Genomic DNA, 23942 nt, shown 5'->3' with positions numbered 1-23942 from the left:
GCAGCCCCCCGGGCTCTGGTTACAATACGGAAAGAAATCACTCGTCTTTGATTAAGGCTCCCATGCGAAACCCCTGGCACAAGATCACTGAGAACCTGTTTCCTGTGTTCCGTCGCCGGCTTTCCGGGGTCGATGCCTTACCGCAACTTGCGGTACTGGGACTTCTGTCCGGGCTGTTTACCGGTGGAGTCATTCTACTATTCCGACTGGCGATCGAATGGCCACTGGAACGATTTTTACCCGGTTCCGGATCAGAATCCTTTGAGCATCTGGACCTGATTACCCGTGGCGTTCTGCCGTTCGCCGGCGCCGTTGCACTGGGGCTTTTCCTGCACCGGCTGGCGCCTCAGAACCGCAAGGTGGGGGTCGCCCATGTCATGGAGCGGCTGAATTACCACCAGGGGTACATTTCCATCCGTAGCGCGCTGGTTCAGTTCGTTACCGGTGTGGCCACTGTCGTAACAGGCCAGTCGGCGGGTCGTGAAGGCCCTGCGGTTCACCTCGGTGCAGCTTTTTCCAGCCTCATGGGTCAGTGGATGCGACTTCCCAACAACAGCATCCGAACACTGGTTGCCTGCGGCTGTGCGGCCGCCATCTCCGCTTCCTTCAACACGCCGATATCGGGCGTCATCTTCGCCATGGAAGTGGTCATGATGGAATACACCATCGCCGGCTTTACCCCAATCATTCTGGCCTCGGTCACAGCCGCCGTAATCAGTCAGGCGGCTTATGGATCCGAGCCTGCCTTCAGCGTGCCACCCCTGACTATGAATTCGCTGCTGGAGATCCCCTGGATTCTGGCCATTGCGTTGGTGATTGGCATTGCCGCCGCTGTGTTTATTCAATTGGTGGAGGTCATGGGCAAACACCAGCATCGCCCCGTCATATTACGTATGACTGTGGCTGGCCTGTTCATGGTGCCGTTCGCCATCGTGATTCCCGAAGTCATGGGCATCGGCTACGACACCGTGCAGTTGACCATTGACCAACAGTTGCCCTTCTGGATTTTGCTGGGCGCTGGCATCGCAAAATTGCTGGTGACGTCGATTACCATTGGTCTGGGCATGCCAAGCGGGGTTATTGGCCCGACTCTGTTCATGGGGGCGACCATTGGCGGCGCCATGGGTCTGATCGGGGCGCAGATTTTGCCAGAGATGTCGTCTTCTATCGGCTTTTACGCCATGCTCGGAATGGGCGCCATGATGGGAGCGGTCCTGCAGGCACCACTGGCGGCTCTTATGGCTCTGATGGAGCTCACTCGCAACCCCAACATCATCTTACCCGGGATGCTGATCATCACGACTGCCAGCCTGATCACCAGTGAAGCCTTCGGAAAAAAGTCGCTGTTTTTGACCATGCTGAAGAGCCAGGGCCTGAGCTACCAGAACTCGCCAGTGATTCAGGCCCTGCGACGGGTATCCGTCGGCGCCATTATGGACCGGAATATTCTTCGTACTGGTCGCTACCTGACCGCAGAGGAGGCTCGGAAAGTCCTGAAATCCGAACCGAAATGGCTGATTGTCGAAGGGAGCAACGGACCTACCGCTCTCATGCCGGCCGTTGATCTGGCGCGGTTCATGGAGGACAGCACCAAGGCCAAGCCAGAAGCCGACAAAAAACAGGAAGACGGCCATCCGGAAAGTGAACAGGAGCCGGAGAAAATTGACCTGATCAACATTCCTGCCAATCGGAGGGACATAGGGCCTGTTCAGTATCAGGCCACGCTGGATGAAGCACTGAACGTCTTTGAGCAGACCAGCGTAGAAGCCTTGTATGTGCAGCGCCACGTGGCACCGACGATCCAGAGGATATACGGCGTGTTGCTGAAATCCGATATCGAAAGTTATTACCAATACCGACGGAGCTGACCAATGCTGTGGGTTAAAGCACTTCACCTGATCGCTATGGTGTGCTGGTTTGCCGGCATCTTTTACCTGCCGCGTCTGTTTGTGTACCACGCCGCCTGCGACGATGCCCCCGGGCGTGAGCGATTCAAAATCATGGAACGCAAACTTTACCGGGGCATCACGACGCCCTCCATGATCGCTACGCTGGTCTTCGGCTTCTGGCTCGTGAGCTATAACCCATCCGGCTATTTCAGCCAGGGTTGGCTCCACGCGAAGTTGCTCCTGATTGCCCTGTTAGTTGCCTATCACTTCTATTGCGGGCATCTGGTTAAAGTGTTTCGCGACGACAGCAACACACGCTCTCACGTGTTCTACCGCTGGTTTAACGAACTGCCAGTCTTTATCCTTGTTGCCGTTGTCATTCTTGCAACTGTAAGACCCTTCTGAGGCGACCAATGAAAGATTTGCAAACACGCCCCCAGGTACTGGTCATTTCCGGGCTTGACCCCTCTGGCGGAGCCGGCATTCAGGCGGACATTCAGGCCATCACCGCCCTGGGCTGCCATCCCCTGCCAGTACTGTCTTGCCTGACCGTACAAGACACCAAAAATGTTTACGGGGCAAGCTCAGTAGATCCAGACATGATACGCCAGCAACTCGCCAAGCTTGCGGAAGACTGCCCCATACACGCAATCAAAACCGGGGCCATGGGCAGCGCCGACATTGTCGACGTGCTGGTGGAGTTTCTGGCAGACCACCCAGGCGTTCCGCTGATCACCGATCCGGTCATCAAGGCTGCCGGAGGCGGTGATCTGGCCGACGAAGCGCTGATTGAACGCATGAAGTCACGACTGTTCGCCCATGCTGAAATCCTCACACCCAACGGCATTGAACTCGAATTGCTGGGCAACAGCAGTGACCCGCTGCAGGCCGCAAACAACGTGCTGGAGACCGGCTGCCACTCGGTGATCGCCACGGGCGGCCACGGCACCGGCGAACAGATCATCAATACCCTTTACAGAAGCGGCCGGACACCGAAAGAATTCAAGGTTGACCGAGTCAGGGGAGAGCACCACGGCACGGGATGTACACTGGCGGCTTCTATCGCAGCCGGCAGAGCCAGCGGTCTGAAAATCAGCCCGTCCATTGGCCAGGCTCAGAACTTTGTGTCGCACGCGATCCGCAACGCCCTCCGAGTGGGCAAAGGGCAGCCGGTGCCAGACCGGGGCATTCAGTGGGAACAGTGAATGCCAAAGGCCTGCGGCCGGGCCTCTACGCCATTACCGATGGCAAGCTACTGCCTCCGGATCGGCTGGTTCCTGCTGTCGAAGCCGCACTCAGAGGCGGCGCGACGCTGGTGCAATACCGGGAAAAATCGTTGCCCCACGCCGAGCGGTTGCGCCTATCAAGCAACTTGGTCGCAGCCTGTCGCAACGCCGGCGTGCCCCTGATCATTAACGACGACCCGCAGTTGGCCAAACGCGTTGCGGCAGGCGGCGTGCACATGGGGCAATCGGATGGCTCACTGGCCAGCGCGCGGCGACTGCTCGGCGACGACGCCATCCTTGGTGCCACCTGCCACGCGAGCCTGGATTTGGCCGCCGAGGCCATTGAGAGTAGCGCCGACTATCTGGCTTTTGGCCGCTTTTTTTCATCTGGCACCAAGCCGGACGCTCCCTCAGCGGAACCCGGCATTTTGGGCGAAGCCCGCGCATTCGAGAAACCCGTTACAGCCATCGGCGGTATTACTCTGGACAATGGCGAATCCCTGATTCGAGCGGGCGCCGATCTACTGGCTGTCGTTGGCGGATTATTTGACGGCGACGACACCGTGATTGAAGATCGGGCCCGTCAATTTACCCGGCTGTTTGCAGCCCATCACCCACTTTTCTGAAGTAGCGACTGATTTGGAGCAACCCGTTATGACGCAGTCCGAGACGCTGTTTGAGCAAGCACAAAAATACATTCCCGGCGGCGTAAACTCCCCCGTGCGGGCATTCCGGGGGGTTGGTGGCACTCCGATCTTTTTCAAGCACGCCGAAGGAGCTTACCTTTACGACGAAGACGACCGTCGCTACATCGATTACATCGGCTCCTGGGGCCCCATGATTCTTGGCCATTCCAACCAACGGATCAAAGACGCCCTGCACGCTCAGGTGGATCTGGGCATCGGCTATGGCGCCCCCACCTCATTGGAAACAGACATGGCCAAGAAGGTCTGTGAGCTGGTGCCATCCATCGACATGGTTCGGATGGTGAACTCCGGCACCGAGGCCACCATGAGTGCAGTACGGCTTGCCCGCGGTTATACCGGGCGCGACAAGATCGTGAAGTTCGAAGGCAACTATCACGGTCACGTGGATTCCTTGCTGGTGAAAGCCGGATCCGGCGCACTGACCCTTGGCGTACCGAACTCGCCAGGCATCCCGGCCAGCCTGGCCGAACACACCTTGACGCTGGATTTTAATGACATCGAAGGCGTTCGCGACACCTTTGCCAAAATGGGGGACGAAATCGCCGCGATTATTGTCGAACCGGTGGCCGGCAACATGAACTGCGTACCGCCAGTCCCGGGATTCCTGGAAGGTCTCAGGGAAGTCTGTGACCAACACGGCACCGTGCTGATTTTTGACGAAGTCATGACCGGTTTCCGGGTGTCCCTGGGCGGCGCCCAGGGCTTTTACGGCGTGACTCCGGATCTTACCGCCCTGGGCAAGGTGCTCGGTGGCGGCCTGCCCGTAGGCGCGTTTGGCGGAAAGCGGGAAATCATGGAGTACATTTCACCGCTCGGTCCGGTGTATCAGGCGGGCACGCTGAGCGGAAATCCACTCGCTATGTGTGCTGGGCTGACTACCCTGAACGCCATTTCGGAGCCAGGCTTTCATGACCGCCTGACGGAAAAAACCAATGCGGTTAAAAACGGTTTGAAACAGGCCGCGGACGAAGCCGGCATTCCCCTGACGGTACAAAGCGCCGGCGGCATGTTTGGCTTTTTCTTCACCGACGCCCCAACCGTGACGCGTTTTGACCAGGTCACCGCCTGTGATATTGATCGCTTCAAAGCCTTCTTCCAGGACATGCTGAAAGAAGGCGTCTACCTGGCACCTTCCGCGTTCGAAGCTGGCTTTACAACTGCTGCATTAAGCGATGAAGACATTGAATTCACCATCAATGCCGCTCGCAAGGTCATGAAAACGCTTTAGCGCCATAAAGCATCTAAAACCGTGACGCCGGTCACACCCTGAGTGTGACCGGCGCATCAAGGCCTCTTTTGCCGTTGACTTCCTGTCGTTGCTGATCAAATGTTGACCACGTCTCGCAAGAGATAGTTTGACAATAAATACAACAGCAAACTGCAGGTATAACAATGAAACAATGGCTAAAAGCACTCACTGTGCTCGTGGTTGTGGCGTGGTCTGCGCCAACCATGGCGTGGTGGTGGTCCTCCTCAGACTATACCGATACCCGCTATCCCATCGTGCTGGTTCACGGCATGTTCGGATTCGATTCCATCGTAGGCGTTGATTACTGGTACGGCGTTGCCGAAGACCTGCGCAGTGACGGCGCCGATGTGTACACCACACAGGTTCCCGCCCTCGATAGCACCATCGCACGTGGCGAGGCACTGTTGCCCCAGATCGCATCCATTGCCGCAGTTCATGGCAAGGTTAACCTGATTGGCCACAGCCATGGCGGACCAACGGCCCGCTATGTGGCCCGGGTAAGGCCGGATCTGGTGGCGTCCGTGACCTCCGTCGGCTCGCCACACAAAGGCTCACCGGTGGCTGATCTGATTTATGGCTCACCGGCTGAAGGCCTGGCCGCAACTCTGGGTAATGCTCTGGGCAGCCTGATTGACTTATTATCAGGCGGTGGCTATGACCAGGATCTTCGTTCGAGCCTGTATTCCCTGACGGCCCAGGGCAGCGCGGAATTTAATCGGTTCGCACCTGCCGGCATGCCCTCAAGCAATTGCGGCGAAGGGGCCTACTCAGCTAACGGCGTTCGCTTTTATTCCTGGGGCGGCACTGGCGTTTTGACCAACGTATTTGATCCGTCGGATGCGCTACTCGGCACCACCAGCCTGGCCTTTGGGTTCTCTGCCAACGATGGTCTGGTTGGCCGTTGCAGCAGCCACTTTGGCAGGGTAATCCGGGATAATTACTTCATGAATCATCTGGATGAAGTAAACCAGGCTCTGGGGCTGCATAGCCTGTTCGAGACGGATCCGAAAACGGTGTTTCGTCAGCAGGCAAACCGGCTCAAAAACGCCGGTCTATAATCCCTTCGGTTCAGGCCCGCTGGCAGGATGCTGCGGGCCTGACTCCTTCTCCCCTAAAACACACCGTCGAGACTGATCAAAAATTCCGTGCGATCATACTCGTATCGGGCAAGCGTACTTTGGTTGGTTTCCCAGGCCAGTTCTGCGCCCAGATACCAGGTGGGATTAAACGCGTAACGAGTGAACACCCGGGCTCTGTACTTTTCGTCTTCACGCCTTGTCGACTGAATCTGGCCATCTTCCACTAGACGATGAGGATCGCTGTAACGGCTGACCCGCAGGCTCTGACTGGCACCCAATGAAAGGCGTTGACTCATTAACCGCTCGGCAGAGACGCCAACCCGGTGTCGGATAGGCGATAAGCTAAAGAACTCGGAACCCGATTCCAGGTCTTCCCTCCGGTCAATTTCAAGACGATAGGACGCATCCAGAGTCCAGGGGCCTACAGCTTTTTCGAAACTCACACCGCCACCGTAGAGACTGCCATCGTATGCCTCGTACCCGGCCCCACCCTGAATCGTGGCAGCAAAGCCCTGAATCTCACAATCCACCACGAGAATCTGTGGCCAGAAACAGCCCGGACGCTTATAGCTGACATCCAAACGCACCTGGCGCTCCAGCAGATCTCCATCGAACCATAAACCGGACAGGCCAACCTCCGCGGTGATGCGGGCCGATTCCAGTGGATGCTGCCAGGCCAGCCCTGCACTGGCATAGGTATTATCGAAATCACTATTGCTCGAGTACTGCCGACTGTAGGCAGCCGCATTCAGGACCAAAGCACGACCGCGGCTCTGATAAAGCGGCGATCGGCCAGAGGCCAGAAATTCAGCAAAGCTTCCAGCCTGATCGGTGGTTTCACTGCTGGGTGTGCCGGCTATATTGTCGTCGTAACCACCAGCAACGGACAAAAAGACCAGCCGTTGATTGGTGGGGACTGAAGAGCCGTCACCGCGCTCGACGGTTTTTGCAATATCACGGTCACGTGCGTTGGGATTCAGTTGCTTTATTGCGAGCGCCTGTATCTGGGGAGGTGATGAAGATCGAGCCGCCTGCGCAAACCATTCCCGGGCTCCTTCAGGATCGCCTTTGGCTTTCAGAACAAGGCCCAGGTTATACAGCGCCAGCGGTGCATGTGGCGTATCCAGTAACCTGCTGAACGCAGCCTGCGACTCATCGTATTCATCGAGGCGGAAGTAGACGACTCCCAGGTTATAGAACAGAGCGGAAGAAGCGAGGCCCGACTGGCGAGCCGTTTCAAGGTGATGTCTGGCGGTTTTCAGATCCCCGGCCTGAAACGCAGAAATCCCTTCCCGGAATTCCTCTTGCGCGCTTGGCTGCTCGGCGAAACATGTGCCCCAGAACATCAGACTACAGACGGCAACAATAACCAGGGCATTAAACTTCAATTGAGACTCCAGGCTCTTGATTTCAACCCGGAGTATAGCAGCACTGCCTGAAAGAGAATTGGAGCTTATCGGCGATTCGCGAAAGGTCCAAAGGGCGTGCGACCAGAGAACACCGGCAAGACTGATTTCTAGGTGTTGTCCGGTCTGCCGGGGCTGCCTGATCTACCCGGATTGTCGGGCCTCTCAGGGTTGGCATCAGGATCGTCTGTCACATCGGGAAAGCTACCCTCTTTGCGAATGCGGGCAGCTTCTTTGGCTCGTTCTGCAACCGACTGGCCAAATTCACGACCGCGCTCCCTCGCCTCTTTAGCGGTTGCATTTCCTGGACGCGCATCCAGCATAATTGGCCGGGAAAGCTCGATTTCCCGAACAACAGATTCGGTCAGCGACTCGTCATCCGTCACCATTCGCATGGTAACGTCCAGGTCGTCAGCCAGTGCGCCCGAGGAAAATATTGAAAGCCCGGCGGCGGCCAAAGCTCTAAAAACGACATTCTTCAAGACGGGTCTCATAATGCGGACTCCGGAGAACCGGGGACATCAGTCTGATTTAACTGTGTCCGGAAGACTTTTTCACGCTCACCATCATTCAGACGAGCCACCAGCTGACCCTCACCCGGGAACAGCACGTTCAGGGGGAGCTTCACAATGTTTTCGCCCTGGTCCAGACTCACGTTCCAGCTGAGCTGATGATAACCCGCATAACCTGAAACCTCGACGTGTGGCGGAAGTTCAACAGTCAGGGTCACATCCTTCATGGCCTGGGCGGTGTTGAACGCCAATCGGACCGTTTGCTGACCGGCACTCTCAGATTTCTCCAATTGTTCTACCTGGCCATCGGATGCAGCCAAAGCAGGCGCGGCCTCCTGCGTGGGGCCGGAGCCTACGCCGATACCCACGGCTATGCCAACCGCCAGGGCAGCGGCGATTGCTCCGCCCAGAACCGGCAGGCCGAACGCCTGGGGCGACTTTTTCACTGGCTGGGCAGTCGCTGCCGCCATCACGCGCTCGCGAAAATCCGCCGACGGCTCGGGCACCCTGTATCTAGTCTGCAATGCGTCCAAAAGAGCGCTTTCCTTTTCCACAAGCACAGCACAGAAGTAGCAGTCAGAAATGTGCCTTTCGACTTCCAGCGCTTCGTCTCCGGACAACGCTCCCCGGAGCCAAGCACGCATATTTTTCCGACATGTGCTGCACGGCATTGTGATCACCTCACCTCATTACACGTCAGGGTTGCCCAAAAAGTTCCGGGAAAGATCCGGCGTCTCCTGCAATTTTTTTCGCAGCGCTGCACGACAGCGGTGAATTCTGGATTTTACCGTACCCAGAGGCACACCCAGCACCGACGCAAGATCTTCCTGGCTCCAACCATCAACGTCATGCAGCAGGATGAGTGTGCGCTGATCCGGTGACAGGGTAAACAGCGCCTGATCCAGAACCAACCCCAATTTACTCATGTCCAGCTGCTCAGGAATGCCCGGCACATCAGCGCACTGGTTTTCCAGCCAGGCGGCCTCATCGACGACTTCCAGTGAGCTCAATGGAATATCGGCGCGCCGCCCCTGACGCCTTAACGAATCGACGAACTGACGGTATAGCACACGATTCAACCAGGGACGCAACCGTTCCACGGAACTGATTTCATCCAGCCGCGGGTAGAGCTTGATCAGAATGTCCTGTACCAGATCTTCGGAATCCTGCTGCTGGCCGGTCAAACGAAACGCGAAGCGGTACATGGCCTCAAGGTGTGGCCCCACCAGTTCTTCAAATTTTCGTTTGTGGGACATTCTGAACGGTAATAAAGACAATTCTGTATTCCCTGAATCATGACTGCATCTGGAACTTTATCTGAGATATGAGCGTGTAGGGAATAACAGCGCAAAAATGCGCTCACACAACAACGAACAACTGGAGAGTTCTATGCCTCGCATCCTGAACTATTTACTACCACTGTCCATGGCAGCAACGCTTGCCGCCTGCGGCGGTGACGGCAGCTCAACAGGGCCTGGCACAGGCAGCGTTTCGCTCAATCTGACAGACGCTCCAACCACCGAGTTTTCAGAAGTGAATATAACCTTCACCGGCGTCACTCTTAAGCCGAAAGACGGTGAGCGTATTGAGATTTCGTTCGAAGAGGCGAAAACCCTCGACCTGCTGACGTTGCAAGGCGGCGAGACAGCCTCACTTCTCGACGAAGTGGAAGTGCCCGCAGGTGATTACAACTGGATTCGTCTTCAGTTGGACATGGATCCGCTCAAGACCTACGTCATGCAGGATGGTGGGCAGAAGTCACTTTTCATCCCTTCCGGCGCCCAGACCGGGCTAAAACTGATTCGCGGATTTACCGTGGCTGAGGGAGGCCAGAGCGGCTTCACGGTCGACTTTGACGTCCGAAAATCCATTGTTGACCCCAAGGGCGGCCAAGCTGACTATTACCTGAAGCCGGTGCTGAGAATCGTAGACAATCTCAGCGTGGGATCCATTACCGGAGAGGTGGACTACGCCAACATCAACTCCAGCCGCATGGACAATCCCGACCTGGCTAACTGCACGGAAGGCTACGCCGGTGCCATCTACGTCTACGAGGGCGAGGTGGAAAACCCCACAGACCTGAACGTCAATGAGCCGGATTCGGGACCGTTGCTGGTGGTGCCCGTCGAAGAAAACCTTGAAACCGGGTTGTATGACTACACTGCGGCATTCCTGACTGAAGGCACCTACACCATCAGCTACACCTGCGAGGCGGACAACAATGAAACCTCGGAGGACCTGCTGTTCCAGGGCACTCAGCAAGTGCCGGTCATTGCCAACGCTGAAACAACGGCCAAAACCATTCCGATCGTTGAATGATCATTGCTGCGGCCAGGACCTAAAGCCTGGCCGCTCGCTCTCTCGCCTGATCCGCGCCTGCAACATTTCCTCTCGCCTGCCGGATCTCTGCAAGCAATAACCATCCAGATCGCTGAGCAGACACGTTCGTCCCCGCCAGTGACAGCCCTTTGAGGCTGAATTGCTCTGCTGTCCCCAACTGGCCAAGATCCATATAGGCTTCAGCCAACGCAAAATAGACCTTCGCCGACCGCGGCGCGATACGCTGTGCCCGCTCGAGTTGACTAATGGCACCCTGCGGGTTGCCGTCCGCCAGCAGACGCTCGCCCTCCCCAATCAGGCTCTGTGCTGCGGGAGACAGTGCGTCTCCCTCGTTCTGATAGCTGGGAGTCCGAGGCTCGACGTCGGGTTGCTCGCTTTTGCGCTCGACTCTTGGCTCGTCCGGTTCCACATCCACCCTGGGCGGCTCCGGCGCCTGCGATTCCTGGCCACCCACAGGGACATAAATGGAACCGCCATCCGGCCCTGTCGCGCAGGCCGACAGCGTGCCTGCAAGCAGCAGCAAACCGATGCGTTTCGTGATAACTGAATTCATTCAAACATTCCTTCAAACCAGCCCCGCAAACGACGTCCAAAGCTGCCATCGCAGGACACTTCAGTGTCAGGTTCGCTACCCACAACAAAGGGCATGTAGCGAGCGCCTTCACAACCCTCTCTGGTCAATGCCCCACGCTCTGAGTCCACCCAATGGTAATCCACGCCTTCTGGCACCACCGGGGAAAATCCGTGCTGAGGCACCCGGCTCATAAAACGTGACCATACGGGTAATGCCCCGGTTGCACCAGTTAAAGACGTTGGGCCATTGTCGTCCTGGCCAACCCAGGAGACAGCCAGCAAGTCGCCACTGAATCCGGCAAACCAGGAGTCACGACCGTCATCGGTCGTGCCGGTTTTACCCGCCAGAGCGAGTGCTTTGGGCACTGTACGGTAAACCGAACGCCCCGTGCCCTCCTGCATCACTTCCTGCATGGCGTACTGGATCAGGTGGACCGACGCCGAATCGGCAACCTGATCCACCTTCAGGTTGTAACGACTGAGCGCTTCGCCCCTGGCATCCGTCACCTGTCGAATCGTACGCAGCGGCGTATTGAAACCTGAGGTCGCCAGCCCCTGATAGATCTGCGCCACCGTAACCGGCGTCATGGATACCGATCCCAGTAACATGGACGGGTACTCTGAAATACCGCCAGACACCCCGAAATCCCTCAGCGTCTCTTTGACGGCCTCGACGCCAACATCCAGCCCCACCCTGACCGCAGGCAGATTGTAGGATTTGGACAGCGCCTGATGCAGGGGCACTTCACCCCGCTCTTCGCCATCGTAATTCTTGGGTTCCCAGCGACGGCCATCATCGAACACCAGTGAAAACTCTTTGTCTTCCACCGGAGTAACCAACGTGTACTTGTCCGGGTTCTGCAAAGCGGTCAGATAAATGAACGGTTTGACCAGTGACCCGATGGGCCTTCTGGCATCGACCGCTCGGTTGAATCCGGCGAACTGAGGATCGCGCCCGCCCACCAATGCCAGGACTTCCCCGCTGTCGCGCGAGGTGACTACCATCGCGGATTCCAGCTTGCCCTCTGAGCGATCATCGATCGACTTCAATGTGTCACTGACGGCAAATTCGGCCGCGTATTGTACGGCAGGGTTCAGGGTTGTAAAAATCCGCAAGCCCTCGCTCTGGAGATCTTCCTGGCGATAGTCCCGAGCCAGATGACGGCGAACCAGGTCTATATACGCGGGATAGCGATTTTCAGAATAGGACGCCTGGGACGTCACCCCCAGAGGCTGGCCCTGGGCTCGCGATGCCTCCTGCTCCGTGATCAGACCGCTTTCCGCCATAATCCCCAGCACCAGGTTGCGCCGGGCACGGGTCCGGTCAGGATGACGACGGGGATTGTAATAGGACGGACCTTTGACCAACCCTACCAGCGTGGCTATCTGATGGGCCTTGAGATCGGCAATGGACTCGCCAAAATAGAACTGGCTGGCCAGCCCGAAACCATGAATTGCGCGGGTACCCGCCTGACCAACGTACACCTCGTTGATGTACGTTTCGAGAATATCGTCCTTGTCGTAGTGCAGTTCCAGAAGGACTGACATGAGGGCTTCATTACCTTTCCTGAGCAGAGTCTGATCACGGGTCAGGAAGAAGTTTTTCACCAACTGCTGGGTCAGGGTACTGCCACCCTGAACCACTTCCCCTGCACGAATGTTGGCCAGCATCGCGCGGGCGATCGACAGGGGCGCGATGCCAAAATGGTCGTAGAACTGCCGGTCTTCCACCGCCATCAGGGTATTGCGGAAGAGAACAGGCACCTCGTCCAGCTGCACAAGAACCCGATCTTCTTTATGGGCAGGATATATACCGCCAATCTGAGCCGGTTCCAGGCGCACAATCGGCGACTGAGGGCCGCTCAACACACGGAACTGCTCGACCCGGTCACCGAAGATGGACAACGACAATTGGCGCCGGGGCTCTTCCCCGTCACTGAACTGGAAACCGCGGGTATTGATGACAAACTGACCCCCGCTGCGGCGGTAACGACCAGCCGCTGAACCACCGCCGGAACGGTACCCAGCCAGTTCTAGCTCCCGTTCCAGCGCACCTGCGCTGACACTGGCGCCATCGTATAATTCCAGCGGTCTGGCGTAGACCCGGGAAGGAACCTCGAATCGCCGCCCCTCGAAACGGGCGGTCACTACGGCATCCAGATACACCATCCACCCGGCCAGCAATACAATGCCGATCAGCGAGACACGAATAAACAACCGCCAGAACCAAGGCTTGCGGCCGGCTTTTCCTGAGGGTTTTCGGGACGTTTTCTTTGGGGAGGCCGTTTTTTTCATGGCAGGATTATACCGAAACGGACCTCCAATGCGGCAACGCATCCGTGTGTCATTTATGTAATCTGGCGGCTATGATAGGCCACAAGAAAAATCCAATACCTGAAGATGCCTGGGAGAAGAACGTGACAGACGCACCATCCAATGCCCTGATACAGGCTTTGCAGAATCCGGAGCTTTACGATCACCCGGTCACGGAATTCCGCGTTCTGGAAACCCACATTTCATGGGTGATTCTCACCGGCGATTACGCGTACAAAATCAAGAAACCGATGGACTTTGGTTTTCTTAACTTCTCCACCCTGGACCGGCGCAAACATTTCTGCGAGGAAGAACTTCGCCTGAACAAGCGCCTGGCAGACGCACTTTATCTGGAAGTTCTGCCTATATCAGGTTCCCCTGAGGCACCCGTATTGGGCGGGAACGGTGAGCCCTTCGAGTACGCCATCCGCATGCGTCAGTTCGATCAGGACGGCCTGTTCGACAAGCAGCAGGAACGTGGCGAACTGGAAGCGGAACAGCTCTACAGCCTGGCGGAACAGGTCGCCCAATTCCACGACAAGCTCTCTCCGATTCCGGATGACAAGCCCTTGGGCACACCAGACGCGGTGTTCGCAGCCATGCAGGAGAACTTCGATCAGATTCGCCCGATGATCGACGACCCCGCACTGCTTTCCCAGCTGGACAATCTGGAAGCCTGGACCAAAGTCACGTTCGAACGCTGCCAGCCACTGATTGAGAAACGTCGCGCCGAGGGTTATGTCCGGGAATGCCACGGCGACCTTCATCTAGCCAACATTACGGTTCACGAAGGCGAGGTAACCGTTTTTGACTGCATCGAATTCAGTGAACCTTTCCGCTGGATAGACGTTATTAACGACCTCGCGTTCCTGCTGATGGATCTCGAATCACGAGGCGAAAGCCGCCTGGCCAATCGGGTTCTGAACCGTTACCTGGAATACCGGGGCGATTTCGAAGCGCTGCCACTGCTGACGCTCTATAAGGCTTACCGCGCCATGGTCCGCGCCAAGATCGCCCTTTTCACAATGGGCAACCCCGGCCTGAGCGAGACAGAAAAAGAGGGCCTGATGCAGAGTTATCGCAATTACGCCCAGTTGGCAGAGGACTACAGCAGCTTCCCTAACCCCTATCTGCTGGCCATGACCGGTCTGTCCGCAAGCGGCAAATCCGTCATCAGTGGCAACATGGCCGCTGAACTGGGCCTTATACGGCTGCGCTCAGACATTGAGCGCAAGCGCCTGCACGGGCTGGGCCCGCTGGAGAGCAGCAAGTCGGACATTGGCGAAAAGCTCTACACCGAAGAAGCCAATCACCGAACCTACGAGCACCTGGCATCACTGGCGAAGGATCTGCTGCTTGGGGGATTACCGGTGATCGTGGATGCAGCCTGCCTGAAACAGTGGGAGCGGGATCTGTTAACGGATGTGGCAGAAAACCTGGGATTGCCGTTCGCGCTGATTCACTGCGAGGCGCCAGAGGAGACTCGCCGGGCGTGGATTCGTCAGCGGGACGGCGACGCCTCGGAAGCCACCGAAGAGCTTCTGGAGGCACAAGCGAGCTGGTTCGAACCACTGACCGATCAGGAAAAGACCCACACGGTCCATCTGTATACGAATCAGGACCACCTGGCAGAAGCCGTCGCCGACCGCATCCGTCAACATTTCGGGATGCCCGGCGCCTGATCAGGCCTCGAGGCTGACTGGCACGGATTCCGTCAGAGAGAGATCGCCATCCGGCTGCCCCTCTCGGGCCAGCCGCGCCCGGTAAGCAAGCACTTCCACACCGGCAGCGTGGGCCTCCCTCAGAAGCTGACCATATTTTTCGTCAATGTGGTCAGCGGGCTTCACCACGTCTATACCGGTGTGATTCACCACGAACAGCAGCACAGCCCTTTCACCACTGTCTACCTGAGCCATCAGTTCCCTGAGGTGTTTCTGGCCCCGAGTGGTGACGGCGTCCGGGAAGTAGCCGATGCCCTTCGCCCCATCGTTCTCACACAGCGTCACGCTCTTCACTTCTACCCAGGCGTCCGGCGCTGTTGCGTGACCCGACAGATGAAGGTCAATCCGGCTTTTCTCACTGCCGTAGCGAACTTCAGAGCGGCAATTGCCATACCCGGCCAGCTCTTTTACGGTGCCATTTTCAATCGCCTCGCGAGCCTGGCCGTTAGGGCGTGCCGTATTAATGCAGGCCCAGATACCCGACTGGGTTTCAACCAGTTCCCAGGTGTATTTGAGTTTTCGCTTTGGGTTGTTGCTCTCGCTCAGAATCACCCGCGCCTGATCCGGCTGACAGCCCAGCATGGAACCGGTGTTGGGGCAATGCGCCGTGATTTCAGCGCCATCGGGCAGACGCACATCGGCCAGAAAGCGCTTGTAGCGTCGAACTAATTGCCCTTGAATCATCGGGGCGGGTATCCTCATATGTGTCTCCATGCAAAAGTCGGTGTCACAAGGCTGGCACCCCCGTAACTTATCTGCTATTTTCCGCAAATTCCCGTTTCAGGACGAGTGCTTCATCCAAGTAAAACCGCACAGCCACGGGGCTTATGCGGTGGGAAGCAAAGCGTTCTTGTGAAGTACTAACAAGAGGCCGGGTTCCATGGCAAAGACTGCAGAACAACCACGCGAACGTTTCACAAACTTCACCCCTTATGAAATGAAGAAGGGTGAAGAGTACATGAGTGCAGAAATGCTCGAGCACTTCAAAGGCCTGCTGATGCAATGGAAGCAGGAGCTGATGGAGGAGGTCGACCGCACCATGCACCATATGCAGGAAGACGCCGCAAATTACGCAGATCCCAGTGATCGCGCAACCCAGGAAGAGGAATTCAGCCTGGAGCTTCGCACCCGGGACCGCGAGCGCAAGCTCATCAAGAAGATCGACCAGACCATTGATCGCATCGACAAGGATGACTATGGCTTCTGCGACCAGTGTGGCGTGGAGATTGGCATTCGCCGGCTGGAAGCCCGTCCGACGGCCACTCTTTGCATCGACTGCAAAACACTGGCTGAAATTCGCGAGCGCCAGACTGGCATCTGACACCAGCGATCCTCAGCCATTAATGAGCTGCCGGCTTCAGCCCTGAAGTCGGCTTCCTTCTTATATGCCACATCCCAGCTACCGCGGGCGTTTCGCACCCTCACCGACCGGCCCCCTGCACATGGGCTCTCTGGTGACGGCACTGGCAAGCTTTCTGGACGCACGCGCCAACAACGGCCAATGGCTGGTTCGCATTGAAGATCTGGACCCGCTTCGGGAAACCGATGAAGCTCGGGACCAGATCCTTTCCAGCCTCGAAGCCCACAGCCTGAACTCAGATGAACCGATCCGTTTCCAGTCTGACTGCCTCGATCGTTACGGGAAACTGGTCCAGCAGCTGATCAAGGAAGGCAAGGCTTATCACTGCACCTGTTCCCGAAAGCAGCTGAAAGCCAACGGCGGCCGTCATCCCAATCGCTGCCGTGACGTCTCGCCGTCCATCACTGGAGGGACACCTACCGCTATTCGCTTCGCTCTTACAGACGAGTGGCACACCTGGACCGATAATCTTCAAGGGAATCTTACCCAGCATATCCATGCGGAAATCGACGACCCGGTCATTCAACGCAAGGAGGGTTTCTTTTCCTACCAATTGGCCGTGGTGGCCGATGACATAGATCAGAACATCAGCCATGTTGTTCGTGGCGCGGACATGCTGGAGATGACCCCTCAACAATGTCAGATATACGACAGCCTGGGCGCCAAGCCACCACAGTGGATGCACATCCCCCTGGTGACGAACCAACAGGGGCAGAAACTGAGCAAACAAAACCATGCCCCGGCACTCGACGATACACAGGCGTCTGCGAATCTGCTCACGGCGCTGGGGCTGTTAAACCAGGAAACCGCTGACCTGCACTCCGACCACAGTACGAACGAAATACTCTGCCGGGCTGCAGAGCGCTGGCAACCTTCGCGTATTCACCTGACAGCCCGGTAAACCCCGTGTTATAAACGGTGTCTCACGCGGCAGCGGGAACTCTCTTGCGATGTATATCTACCGACTGGTCTTTCTTCTGGTATTGGCCATCTACATCTTTTCACCAAACATACTGGACTGGTGGACTTCACCGGGTAATGCCTGGTACAGCCCCTACCTCATCTGGGCGAGCCTGATTGCCATGGGATTCTGGCTGGAATGGCGACGGGATCCCAATGAATTTTAGCCCCTCCAGTCTGCTGGTCGCCAGCCTGCTTTACCTTCTACTGCTGTTCGGAATTGCCTGGATCACCGAACGGGGGTTACTGCCAAGGAGCTGGGTTCGGCACCCGCTGGTCTATACCCTGAGCCTGGGCGTTTACGCCGGCATCTGGGCGGTTTACGCTTCTGTGGGCGTGGCTGCTGAATCTGGCTATGGCTTCCTGGCCTATTATCTGGGCATCAGCGGTGCCTTCCTGCTTGCGCCTGTCCTGCTGAACCCGGTTCTGCGGATCAGCAGAGCCTATCAACTGACCTCGCTGGCAGACCTGTTCGCCTATCGTTATCGCAGCCAATGGGCTGGCACGCTGGTTACCGTCTGCTCGGGCGCCGCTATCCTTTCTTTGCTGAGCATGCAGATAAAAGCGGTCACCAGCTCTGCGAGCATTCTGGCTCCCAACACTTCCCCTGAACTGATCAGCGTGTCGTTCAGCCTGATCGTTGTATTGTTCGCCACCTTGTTTGGGGCCCGTCGTAACCAGGGGTCAGACAGCCATCAAGGCCTGGTGGTGGCCATTGCCTTTGATTCGCTGGTCAAGCTGGTGTCTCTGCTGCTTCTTGGAGGCATCATCCTATTCGGTGTGTTTGGTGGCACAGCAGGCCTGGAAAGCTGGCTGGCCACGCAAACCCGTCCGGAAGCCGCACTGACGCTGCGAATTGACGATGGCAGCTGGCGCGCATTGATGCTGATGTCCTTTGCCGGCGCACTGGTCATGCCGCACATGTATCACATGACGTTCAGCGAAAACCCGTCGCCCAGGGCATTGGCCAAGGCAAGCTGGGGTTTGCCGCTCTATCTGCTATTGCTGGGCCTGCCAGTGCCATTGATACTGTGGGGCGGGAAGGCTCTTGAAGCCAGCACAGACCCCAACTTTTTTGCCATCGGGGCGGCCCAGGCCATGGAAAGCCCGGCACTCACCCTGATGATGTATATCGCAGGGTTATCGGCTGCCAGCGGGTTGATGATCGTCAGTACACTGGCGCTGGCAGGTATGCTGCTGAACCATGTGGTTCTGCCCTTGCGAACCCCCAACGACCAGGACGATATCTATGTCTGGCTGCGAGGGGTAAAGCGGTTACTGATCGCGGCGACCATTCTTGCCGCGCTTCTGTTTCACGAAACCCTTGGACGGCATCTAGATCTGTCGATTCTGGGCATTATTGCGTTGTCAGGTATGCTCCAGCTGCTGCCGGGCGCTCTTGGCGTGATCTACTGGCCTGAAGGCAACCGCCGGGGGCTCAACGCAGGCCTGTGCGCCGGGCTGGCCATCTGGATCATCACCCTGGTGCTACCCTTCTCCCACACGGCCAACCTGCTTGCGCTGCTGGACGCTCCACTGGTTCCGGAGCAGAGTAACGTTCATATTTTCATTTTCCTGAGCCTGACAGCGAACATCACCGTGTTTGCGTTGGTGTCGATATTAAGCGTCAGCTCTCCGGAGGAAAGCAGTGCCGCCCAGGCCTGTTCCGTCGGCGCCCTATCACGCCCGCAGCGCCGGGAACTGCTGGCCACCTCGTCTGAGGATTTTGCTCTGCAGCTTGCCGCGCCACTGGGCATGGGCGTCGCCCGGCGGGAAGTAGAACGGGCGCTCCAGCAACTCAAACTTCCACCGATTGAATATCGCCCCTATCAGTTAAGGCGTCTGCGCGACCGCGTGGAAGCCAACCTGTCTGGCCTGCTCGGACCTGCCGTGGCCCGCGACCTGGTCAAGCGCAACCTGGGTTTCAAACCCATGGCTGGCAGTGGGTCCGGGCAGGATATCCGCTATGTGGAGCGTGCACTGGGAGATTACGAAAACCGCCTGACCGGCCTGGCCGGCGAACTGGACAACCTGCGGCGCCACTACCGGCAAACCCTTCACAACCTTCCCATTCCCGCCTGCTCCATGGGCGACGACGGCGAGATCCTGATGTGGAACAATGCCATGGAAGATCTGACTGGCATCACCGCTGACGACGTTGTGGGAGCCAAGCTGATGGCGCTGCCAGAACACTGGCATCTGTTGCTGGACGATTTCAATTCGGGCAACGACCTGCACCGCTACAAACACCGGCTGGACCTCGGCGGGCGGCCTCACTGGCTGAACCTGCACAAGGCAGCACTCAGCGGTCCGGATCATCCGGAAGGCGGTAGCATTATTCTGGTGGAGGATCAGACCGAAACCCGATTACTGGAAGATGAGCTGATACACAGCGAGCGGCTGGCCTCCGTTGGCCGACTGGCAGCAGGCGTGGCCCATGAAATCGGCAACCCGGTCACTGGCATATCTTCCCTCGCCCAGAACCTGAAACTGGAGACCGAAGACCCGGACATTCTGTCCACGGCGGATCAGATCCAGCAGCAGACTCGTCGGGTGTCCAACATCCTGGAATCATTGATGAACTTTGCCCGTACCGGTAACCATGCCCATGCGAACCGCTACGAGCCGGTGACCGTGCGCCGCTGCGTGGATGAATCCATCAACCTGCTGTCACTGAGCGACAAGGGATTGGGTATCCGCTATATAAACGACTGCCCGGATACTCTGGTGATACTGGGTGACGAGCAACGATTGGTCCAGGTATTCATAAACCTGCTCGCAAACGCCCGCGATGCCTCGCCCGAAGGTGGTAAGGTTCGAATCAGTGGAAAGCACGATGGCTACTCCGCTATGATCGAGATCACCGACGAGGGGTCCGGCATACCTCGAGAACAGCTGGACCATATTTTCGAGCCTTTTTACACCACCAAGGCCCCGAACCAGGGAACCGGTCTCGGGCTTTCACTGGTGTACAGCATTGTGGAAGAACACTACGGCAACATTCAGGTGGAAAGCCCGACTAACTCTGAATCCGGCACGGGCACTCTGGTAAAAATCAGGTTACCAGCCTACGAACCGGAATCCGGGCCGCCGATCGCCCAGAACCAAAGGTCATGAAACAGTTATGCCTCGCATCCTGATTGTAGAAGATGAAGAGATCATACGTTCAGCGCTTCGAAAACTCCTGCTCCATGCTGGATACGACGTGGCCGATGCAGGCTCGGTGGAAGAAGCGACAGGCGCCGAGGAACCTGACCAGTTTGACCTGATCATTTCAGACCTCAGACTCCCCGGTGCCCCCGGCACCGAACTGATTCGCCGCGCACCAGACACACCGGTGCTGATCATGACCAGCTACGCCAGCCTGCGATCCGCCGTAGACTCCATGAAACTGGGCGCCGTCGAATACATTGCCAAACCGTTCGATCACGATGAAATGCTGGAAGCCGTCGAGGGCATTCTGGCTAGGCAGACGACACCCGGGCCAGAGACCGCCGCAGAACCACAAGCCGAAAGCACAGCCACCGACAGCGATCCAGCCAGCCTGATGTTTGGCGACTGCGATGCCATGCAGAAAGTGTTCACCCTGATTCGCAAGGTGGCCCCGACCGAAACCACGGTACTGATACAGGGCGAGTCCGGCACCGGTAAAGAACTGGCGGCCCGAGCATTGCACCTGATGAGCCCGAGAGCCTCTCACCCGCTGATTTCAGTCAATTGCGCAGCCATTCCGGAGAGCCTGATCGAGTCCGAGCTGTTCGGTCATGAGAAAGGTTCGTTCACCGGCGCCGTATCGGCGCGAACAGGCCTGATTGAGGCCGCCGACGGCGGCAGCCTTTTCCTCGATGAGATTGGCGAGTTGCCAGCGGAAGCCCAGGCCCGATTGCTGCGGGTGCTGCAGGAGGGAGAGATTCGGAAGGTCGGCTCTACCCAGAGCCGAAAAGTGGATGTGCGCATGATCGCCGCCACCCATCGCAACCTGAAAGCCATGACCCGCACTGGCGACTTTCGTGAGGACCTGTATTACCGCCTGAACGTCATGCAGATTCGAATCCCGCCATTGCGGGAACGCCAGCCGGACATTCTTGGGTTGGCACAGAATTTCCTGCGCAGACAGGGCGAAAAGATGGGCAAGCCCTCGCTGAACCTGACGCCCGAAGCCATGCGGCTGCTGGAACGTCATCGCTGGCCTGGCAACGTAAGGGAACTGGAGAACGCCATTGAGCGTGCCACCATTCTCTGCGACAACGACCTGATTACTCCTGCGCTGCTGGATCTCGAGGGCGAAGTGGAAGACGTGGCCATACCCGAGTCCCTGGTGGACGGGAACCATGAGCAGGCTCAAACTCAGGACACTGACTCGTCCAGCGACCTGTCCCTTGAAGACTACTTCCAGCACTTTGTTCTGGAGAATCAGGATCGCATGAGCGAAACCGAGTTGGCCCAAAAACTTGGTATCAGCCGCAAATCTCTCTGGGAACGTCGGCAGCGCCTGGGCATCCCCCGCAAAAAGAACCCGGCGAACTGACCTCACAGTTAAGAAGTTGAACCCCATCAAAATCAAAGTGTGAACCGCAACTCATTTGTTACCCAGTGTTCCTCAAGGTAACACTAATGGTTGTATAGATGCGGACTGAGTAACACTTCAGACATAAGTGCTACCCCTTACACAGATTGCCAAACACTAACCTTCTGTTAACAAACAACTTTCCAAAACTGGCACGCACTCTGCTCTCTCTAGGGCGCACTAAAACAAAAACAACAGTGATCTGACAGCGCCAAAACAAAAACAAAAAGCTGCGGAAAAAACGTTCGGCAACAAAAACAAAAATTGAACGTGAGCGAACTGAGTGTTTTGGGTACTTTGCTTTTTAGTGGTCCCACGGCACGTGCGAGTTGTAGATGTAGAGAAGAATCGTTTTCCAGACGGCACTGCATTTGCTCACAAGACTCGCCCGATGTCCCTGACTGCTCTGTGTATTCAAAGCTTTCCGTTTGCGTTACATCGCCCCTGACAGTAGGGGTTGCACGTGGGGTAGAAAAACGAAAAAGAATCCCGACAAAAACAACAACAATGCAGATCGTCAACGCTTTGGAGGCGGGTTCGTGAAAACGGATCCGCCTTTTGATTATCTGTGTTCTGGATAACCCTCTGCTCAAACGTGTTCAAATCCTGCCCAAACCGGTAAACTCTCGCTTTTGCTTTTGCGCAATCAACGGAATTCAATGATTGATAACCTGATCGACCTACTTACTTCCCTTTTTTCAAAGGTCAAATCCCTCTTCTCCGGTATGGGCGACACACAAACTCAAACCTATCAGCGGCGAGAAATCCCTAGAGATCAGCACAATGTCTCGCGCTCTGTCATCAGCGAGCCGGCCAAAAAGGTACTTAGCCGCTTGAACAATGCCGGGTACGAAGCCTATCTGGTGGGCGGCGGTGTGCGTGACATCCTGCTCGGCGGCAAGCCGAAAGACTTTGATATCGCCACCAGCGCTACCCCCGAAGAAGTTCATGGCCTGTTTCGCAACTCCCGTCTGATTGGCCGTCGCTTCCGCATCGTTCACGTGTTGTTCGGACGCGAGGTGATCGAAGTCACTACCTTCCGGGGCAATGCCGCTGACGCCGAAGACGAAGATGAGCAAGACGATGACCGCCGCACCAGCGAACATGGCTTGCTACTGCGGGACAACGTCTATGGATCGATGGAAGAGGACGCCCTGCGCCGCGACTTCACCGTGAACGCGCTTTATTACTGCATTCGCGACTTCACCGTGGTTGATTTCGCCAATGGCATGGAAGACCTCAACAAACGCCAGATGCGACTGATCGGCGACCCGGAAACGCGGTACCGCGAAGACCCGGTGCGTATGTTGCGTGCGGTGCGGTTCGCCGCAAAACTGGGCTTCGACATCGAAGCCAACACCAAAGCCCCCATCAGAACACTTGCGCCATTGCTAACGCACATCCCACCGGCGCGGCTGTTCGAAGAAGTCCTTAAACTCTTCTCGGCCGGCTATGGCGAGGCGACCTACGACCTGCTTCGGGAATACAACCTGCTGGCGCCCCTGTTTCCGGAAACCGTTGCCGCCATTGACGCCGGAGAAAGCGACGAGTTGATTCGTCGGGCCCTTCAAAACACCGACCGCCGTATTGCCATCGGCAAATCGGTGACGCCTTACTTCCTGTTCGCCGCCATGCTGTGGCCGGCGCTCCAGGCTGACTGGCGCAAACGCCAGGACAACGGCGAACCGGTTCAGCCCGCACTGCATCAGGCCATTGGCAAGGTCATTGGCCAACAGATTCAGGCCACATCGATTCCGAAACGCTTCTCCGGCCCAATGAAAGAAATCTGGGAACTGCAGATGCGCTTGCCACGCCGTCAGGGCAAGCGCTCTTTCGTAACTCTGTCTCACCCCAGATTCCGCGCCGCCTATGACTTCCTGCTGGTGCGGGAAGAAGCCGGCGAAATCGAGCCCGGCCTTGGCCAGTGGTGGACCGAGTTTCAGGAAGCCGACGAGAAGGGTCAGGAAAAGATGCTGAGCCAGCTTGGCGCCTCCGGTCCCAAGAAACGCCGCCGCAAAAAGCCCGCAAACAAGGCCTGAA

Annotated in this window: 21 protein-coding genes; 14 read left to right on the top strand and 7 right to left on the bottom strand. The window is 57.1% G+C overall.

Features of this window, described 5'->3' with window-relative positions; translation table 11 throughout:
• Window positions 1-62 precede the first annotated feature (62 nt).
• From QLQ17_RS15290 to QLQ17_RS15265, 6 genes are all read left to right on the top strand, one after another.
• The gene (locus QLQ17_RS15290) at window positions 63-1868 is read left to right on the top strand and encodes a chloride channel protein (RefSeq protein ID WP_283210475.1); all 1806 of its coding nucleotides are present in this window, start codon (window positions 63-65) and stop codon (window positions 1866-1868) included.
• Window positions 1869-1871: 3 nt separating this feature from the next.
• Complete coding sequence (hemJ, locus tag QLQ17_RS15285) at window positions 1872-2294, top strand: protoporphyrinogen oxidase HemJ (protein WP_283210474.1); 423 nt, start codon at window positions 1872-1874, stop codon at window positions 2292-2294.
• Window positions 2295-2302: 8 nt separating this feature from the next.
• Window positions 2303-3094 carry a bifunctional hydroxymethylpyrimidine kinase/phosphomethylpyrimidine kinase gene (gene thiD / locus QLQ17_RS15280; RefSeq protein ID WP_283210473.1) on the top strand — a complete coding sequence of 264 codons (792 nt, stop codon included), beginning with the start codon at window positions 2303-2305 and terminating at the stop codon, window positions 3092-3094.
• On the top strand, window positions 3082-3741 hold the full coding sequence (gene thiE / locus QLQ17_RS15275) for a thiamine phosphate synthase (protein ID WP_283210472.1): 660 nt from the start codon (window positions 3082-3084) through the stop codon (window positions 3739-3741). The genes thiD and thiE overlap by 13 nt, the downstream gene beginning before the upstream one ends.
• Window positions 3742-3769: 28 nt before the next feature.
• Window positions 3770-5050 carry a glutamate-1-semialdehyde 2,1-aminomutase gene (hemL, locus tag QLQ17_RS15270; RefSeq protein WP_283210471.1) on the top strand — a complete coding sequence of 427 codons (1281 nt, stop codon included), beginning with the start codon at window positions 3770-3772 and terminating at the stop codon, window positions 5048-5050.
• A 164-nt stretch (window positions 5051-5214) separates the two neighbouring features.
• On the top strand, window positions 5215-6129 hold the full coding sequence (locus QLQ17_RS15265) for a lipase family alpha/beta hydrolase (RefSeq protein WP_283210470.1): 915 nt from the start codon (window positions 5215-5217) through the stop codon (window positions 6127-6129).
• Window positions 6130-6182: 53 nt separating this feature from the next.
• Here QLQ17_RS15265 and QLQ17_RS15260 read toward each other — a convergent pair whose 3' ends face one another.
• The 4 genes from QLQ17_RS15260 to QLQ17_RS15245 form a co-directional block, all read right to left on the bottom strand.
• Window positions 6183-7538: a tetratricopeptide repeat protein gene (locus tag QLQ17_RS15260; protein ID WP_283210469.1), complete on the bottom strand. Its 1356-nt coding sequence runs from the start codon at window positions 7536-7538 to the stop codon at window positions 6183-6185.
• A 128-nt stretch (window positions 7539-7666) separates the two neighbouring features.
• The gene (locus tag QLQ17_RS15255) at window positions 7667-8050 is read right to left on the bottom strand and encodes a hypothetical protein (RefSeq protein ID WP_283210468.1); all 384 of its coding nucleotides are present in this window, start codon (window positions 8048-8050) and stop codon (window positions 7667-7669) included.
• Complete coding sequence (locus QLQ17_RS15250; protein ID WP_283210467.1) at window positions 8047-8739, bottom strand: anti-sigma factor family protein; 693 nt, start codon at window positions 8737-8739, stop codon at window positions 8047-8049. Before QLQ17_RS15250 ends, QLQ17_RS15255 begins: the two co-directional genes overlap by 4 nt.
• A gap of 18 nt (window positions 8740-8757) precedes the next feature.
• Entirely contained in the window at window positions 8758-9345 is a 588-nt protein-coding gene (locus QLQ17_RS15245) for an RNA polymerase sigma factor (protein ID WP_283210466.1), read from the bottom strand.
• Window positions 9346-9457: 112 nt separating this feature from the next.
• On the opposite strand from QLQ17_RS15245, the gene QLQ17_RS15240 reads away from it, so the two are divergent.
• Window positions 9458-10387 (top strand): DUF4382 domain-containing protein, encoded by a 930-nt coding sequence (locus tag QLQ17_RS15240; RefSeq protein ID WP_283210465.1) that lies wholly within the window; start codon window positions 9458-9460, stop codon window positions 10385-10387.
• 19 nt (window positions 10388-10406) lie between these two features.
• Here QLQ17_RS15240 and QLQ17_RS15235 read toward each other — a convergent pair whose 3' ends face one another.
• Window positions 10407-10961, bottom strand: coding sequence for a tetratricopeptide repeat protein (locus QLQ17_RS15235; RefSeq protein ID WP_283210464.1), 555 nt, complete (start codon window positions 10959-10961; stop codon window positions 10407-10409).
• Complete coding sequence (mrcB, locus tag QLQ17_RS15230; RefSeq protein ID WP_283210463.1) at window positions 10958-13276, bottom strand: penicillin-binding protein 1B; 2319 nt, start codon at window positions 13274-13276, stop codon at window positions 10958-10960. Before mrcB ends, QLQ17_RS15235 begins: the two co-directional genes overlap by 4 nt.
• A gap of 122 nt (window positions 13277-13398) precedes the next feature.
• Here mrcB and QLQ17_RS15225 point away from each other — a divergent pair, with 122 nt between their 5' ends.
• Complete coding sequence (locus QLQ17_RS15225) at window positions 13399-14976, top strand: bifunctional aminoglycoside phosphotransferase/ATP-binding protein (protein ID WP_283210462.1); 1578 nt, start codon at window positions 13399-13401, stop codon at window positions 14974-14976.
• Here QLQ17_RS15225 and sfsA read toward each other — a convergent pair whose 3' ends face one another.
• Window positions 14977-15717: a DNA/RNA nuclease SfsA gene (gene sfsA, locus QLQ17_RS15220; RefSeq protein ID WP_283210461.1), complete on the bottom strand. Its 741-nt coding sequence runs from the start codon at window positions 15715-15717 to the stop codon at window positions 14977-14979.
• Between the two features lie 178 nt (window positions 15718-15895).
• Here sfsA and dksA point away from each other — a divergent pair, with 178 nt between their 5' ends.
• The 6 genes from dksA to pcnB all read left to right on the top strand — a co-directional run bounded on the left by dksA (window position 15896) and on the right by pcnB (window position 23941).
• Window positions 15896-16336 carry an RNA polymerase-binding protein DksA gene (dksA, locus tag QLQ17_RS15215; protein ID WP_283210460.1) on the top strand — a complete coding sequence of 147 codons (441 nt, stop codon included), beginning with the start codon at window positions 15896-15898 and terminating at the stop codon, window positions 16334-16336.
• Window positions 16337-16400: 64 nt separating this feature from the next.
• Entirely contained in the window at window positions 16401-17276 is an 876-nt protein-coding gene (gluQRS, locus tag QLQ17_RS15210; RefSeq protein WP_283210459.1) for a tRNA glutamyl-Q(34) synthetase GluQRS, read from the top strand.
• 49 nt (window positions 17277-17325) lie between these two features.
• On the top strand, window positions 17326-17502 hold the full coding sequence (locus QLQ17_RS15205; protein ID WP_283210458.1) for a hypothetical protein: 177 nt from the start codon (window positions 17326-17328) through the stop codon (window positions 17500-17502).
• Window positions 17492-20452 carry an ATP-binding protein gene (locus QLQ17_RS15200; RefSeq protein ID WP_283210457.1) on the top strand — a complete coding sequence of 987 codons (2961 nt, stop codon included), beginning with the start codon at window positions 17492-17494 and terminating at the stop codon, window positions 20450-20452. Before QLQ17_RS15205 ends, QLQ17_RS15200 begins: the two co-directional genes overlap by 11 nt.
• A gap of 7 nt (window positions 20453-20459) precedes the next feature.
• Window positions 20460-21863, top strand: a complete 1404-nt coding sequence (locus tag QLQ17_RS15195; protein WP_283210456.1) for a sigma-54-dependent transcriptional regulator — start codon at window positions 20460-20462, stop codon at window positions 21861-21863.
• A gap of 764 nt (window positions 21864-22627) precedes the next feature.
• A complete protein-coding gene (gene pcnB, locus QLQ17_RS15190; RefSeq protein WP_283210491.1) occupies window positions 22628-23941 on the top strand; it encodes a polynucleotide adenylyltransferase PcnB in 1314 nt (437 codons plus the stop codon).
• Window position 23942: the final 1 nt, after the last annotated feature.

Origin of the sequence: Marinobacter sp. CHS3-4, from assembly GCF_030053415.1 — a bacterium.
Taxonomy (GTDB): Bacteria; Pseudomonadota; Gammaproteobacteria; order Pseudomonadales; family Oleiphilaceae; genus Marinobacter.
This window is presented reverse-complemented; position numbering and strand designations above follow the sequence as displayed.

Bases quoted from the DNA above. Each gene is read 5' to 3' on its own strand.
- thiD (WP_283210473.1), top strand. From the start codon at position 2,303: ATGAAAGATTTGCAAACACGCCCCCAGGTACTGGTCATTTCCGGGCTT.
- hemJ (WP_283210474.1), top strand. From the start codon at position 1,872: ATGCTGTGGGTTAAAGCACTTCACCTGATCGCTATGGTGTGCTGGTTT.
- dksA (WP_283210460.1), top strand. From the start codon at position 15,896: ATGGCAAAGACTGCAGAACAACCACGCGAACGTTTCACAAACTTCACC.
- gluQRS (WP_283210459.1), top strand. From the start codon at position 16,401: ATGCCACATCCCAGCTACCGCGGGCGTTTCGCACCCTCACCGACCGGC.
- QLQ17_RS15250 (WP_283210467.1), bottom strand. From the start codon at position 8,739: ATGCCGTGCAGCACATGTCGGAAAAATATGCGTGCTTGGCTCCGGGGA.
- QLQ17_RS15255 (WP_283210468.1), bottom strand. From the start codon at position 8,050: ATGAGACCCGTCTTGAAGAATGTCGTTTTTAGAGCTTTGGCCGCCGCC.
- QLQ17_RS15235 (WP_283210464.1), bottom strand. From the start codon at position 10,961: ATGAATTCAGTTATCACGAAACGCATCGGTTTGCTGCTGCTTGCAGGC.
- sfsA (WP_283210461.1), bottom strand. From the start codon at position 15,717: ATGAGGATACCCGCCCCGATGATTCAAGGGCAATTAGTTCGACGCTAC.
- QLQ17_RS15290 (WP_283210475.1), top strand. From the start codon at position 63: ATGCGAAACCCCTGGCACAAGATCACTGAGAACCTGTTTCCTGTGTTC.
- hemL (WP_283210471.1), top strand. From the start codon at position 3,770: ATGACGCAGTCCGAGACGCTGTTTGAGCAAGCACAAAAATACATTCCC.
- mrcB (WP_283210463.1), bottom strand. From the start codon at position 13,276: ATGAAAAAAACGGCCTCCCCAAAGAAAACGTCCCGAAAACCCTCAGGA.
- QLQ17_RS15265 (WP_283210470.1), top strand. From the start codon at position 5,215: ATGAAACAATGGCTAAAAGCACTCACTGTGCTCGTGGTTGTGGCGTGG.
- QLQ17_RS15195 (WP_283210456.1), top strand. From the start codon at position 20,460: ATGCCTCGCATCCTGATTGTAGAAGATGAAGAGATCATACGTTCAGCG.
- QLQ17_RS15200 (WP_283210457.1), top strand. From the start codon at position 17,492: ATGAATTTTAGCCCCTCCAGTCTGCTGGTCGCCAGCCTGCTTTACCTT.
- QLQ17_RS15240 (WP_283210465.1), top strand. From the start codon at position 9,458: ATGCCTCGCATCCTGAACTATTTACTACCACTGTCCATGGCAGCAACG.
- QLQ17_RS15205 (WP_283210458.1), top strand. From the start codon at position 17,326: ATGTATATCTACCGACTGGTCTTTCTTCTGGTATTGGCCATCTACATC.
- pcnB (WP_283210491.1), top strand. From the start codon at position 22,628: ATGGGCGACACACAAACTCAAACCTATCAGCGGCGAGAAATCCCTAGA.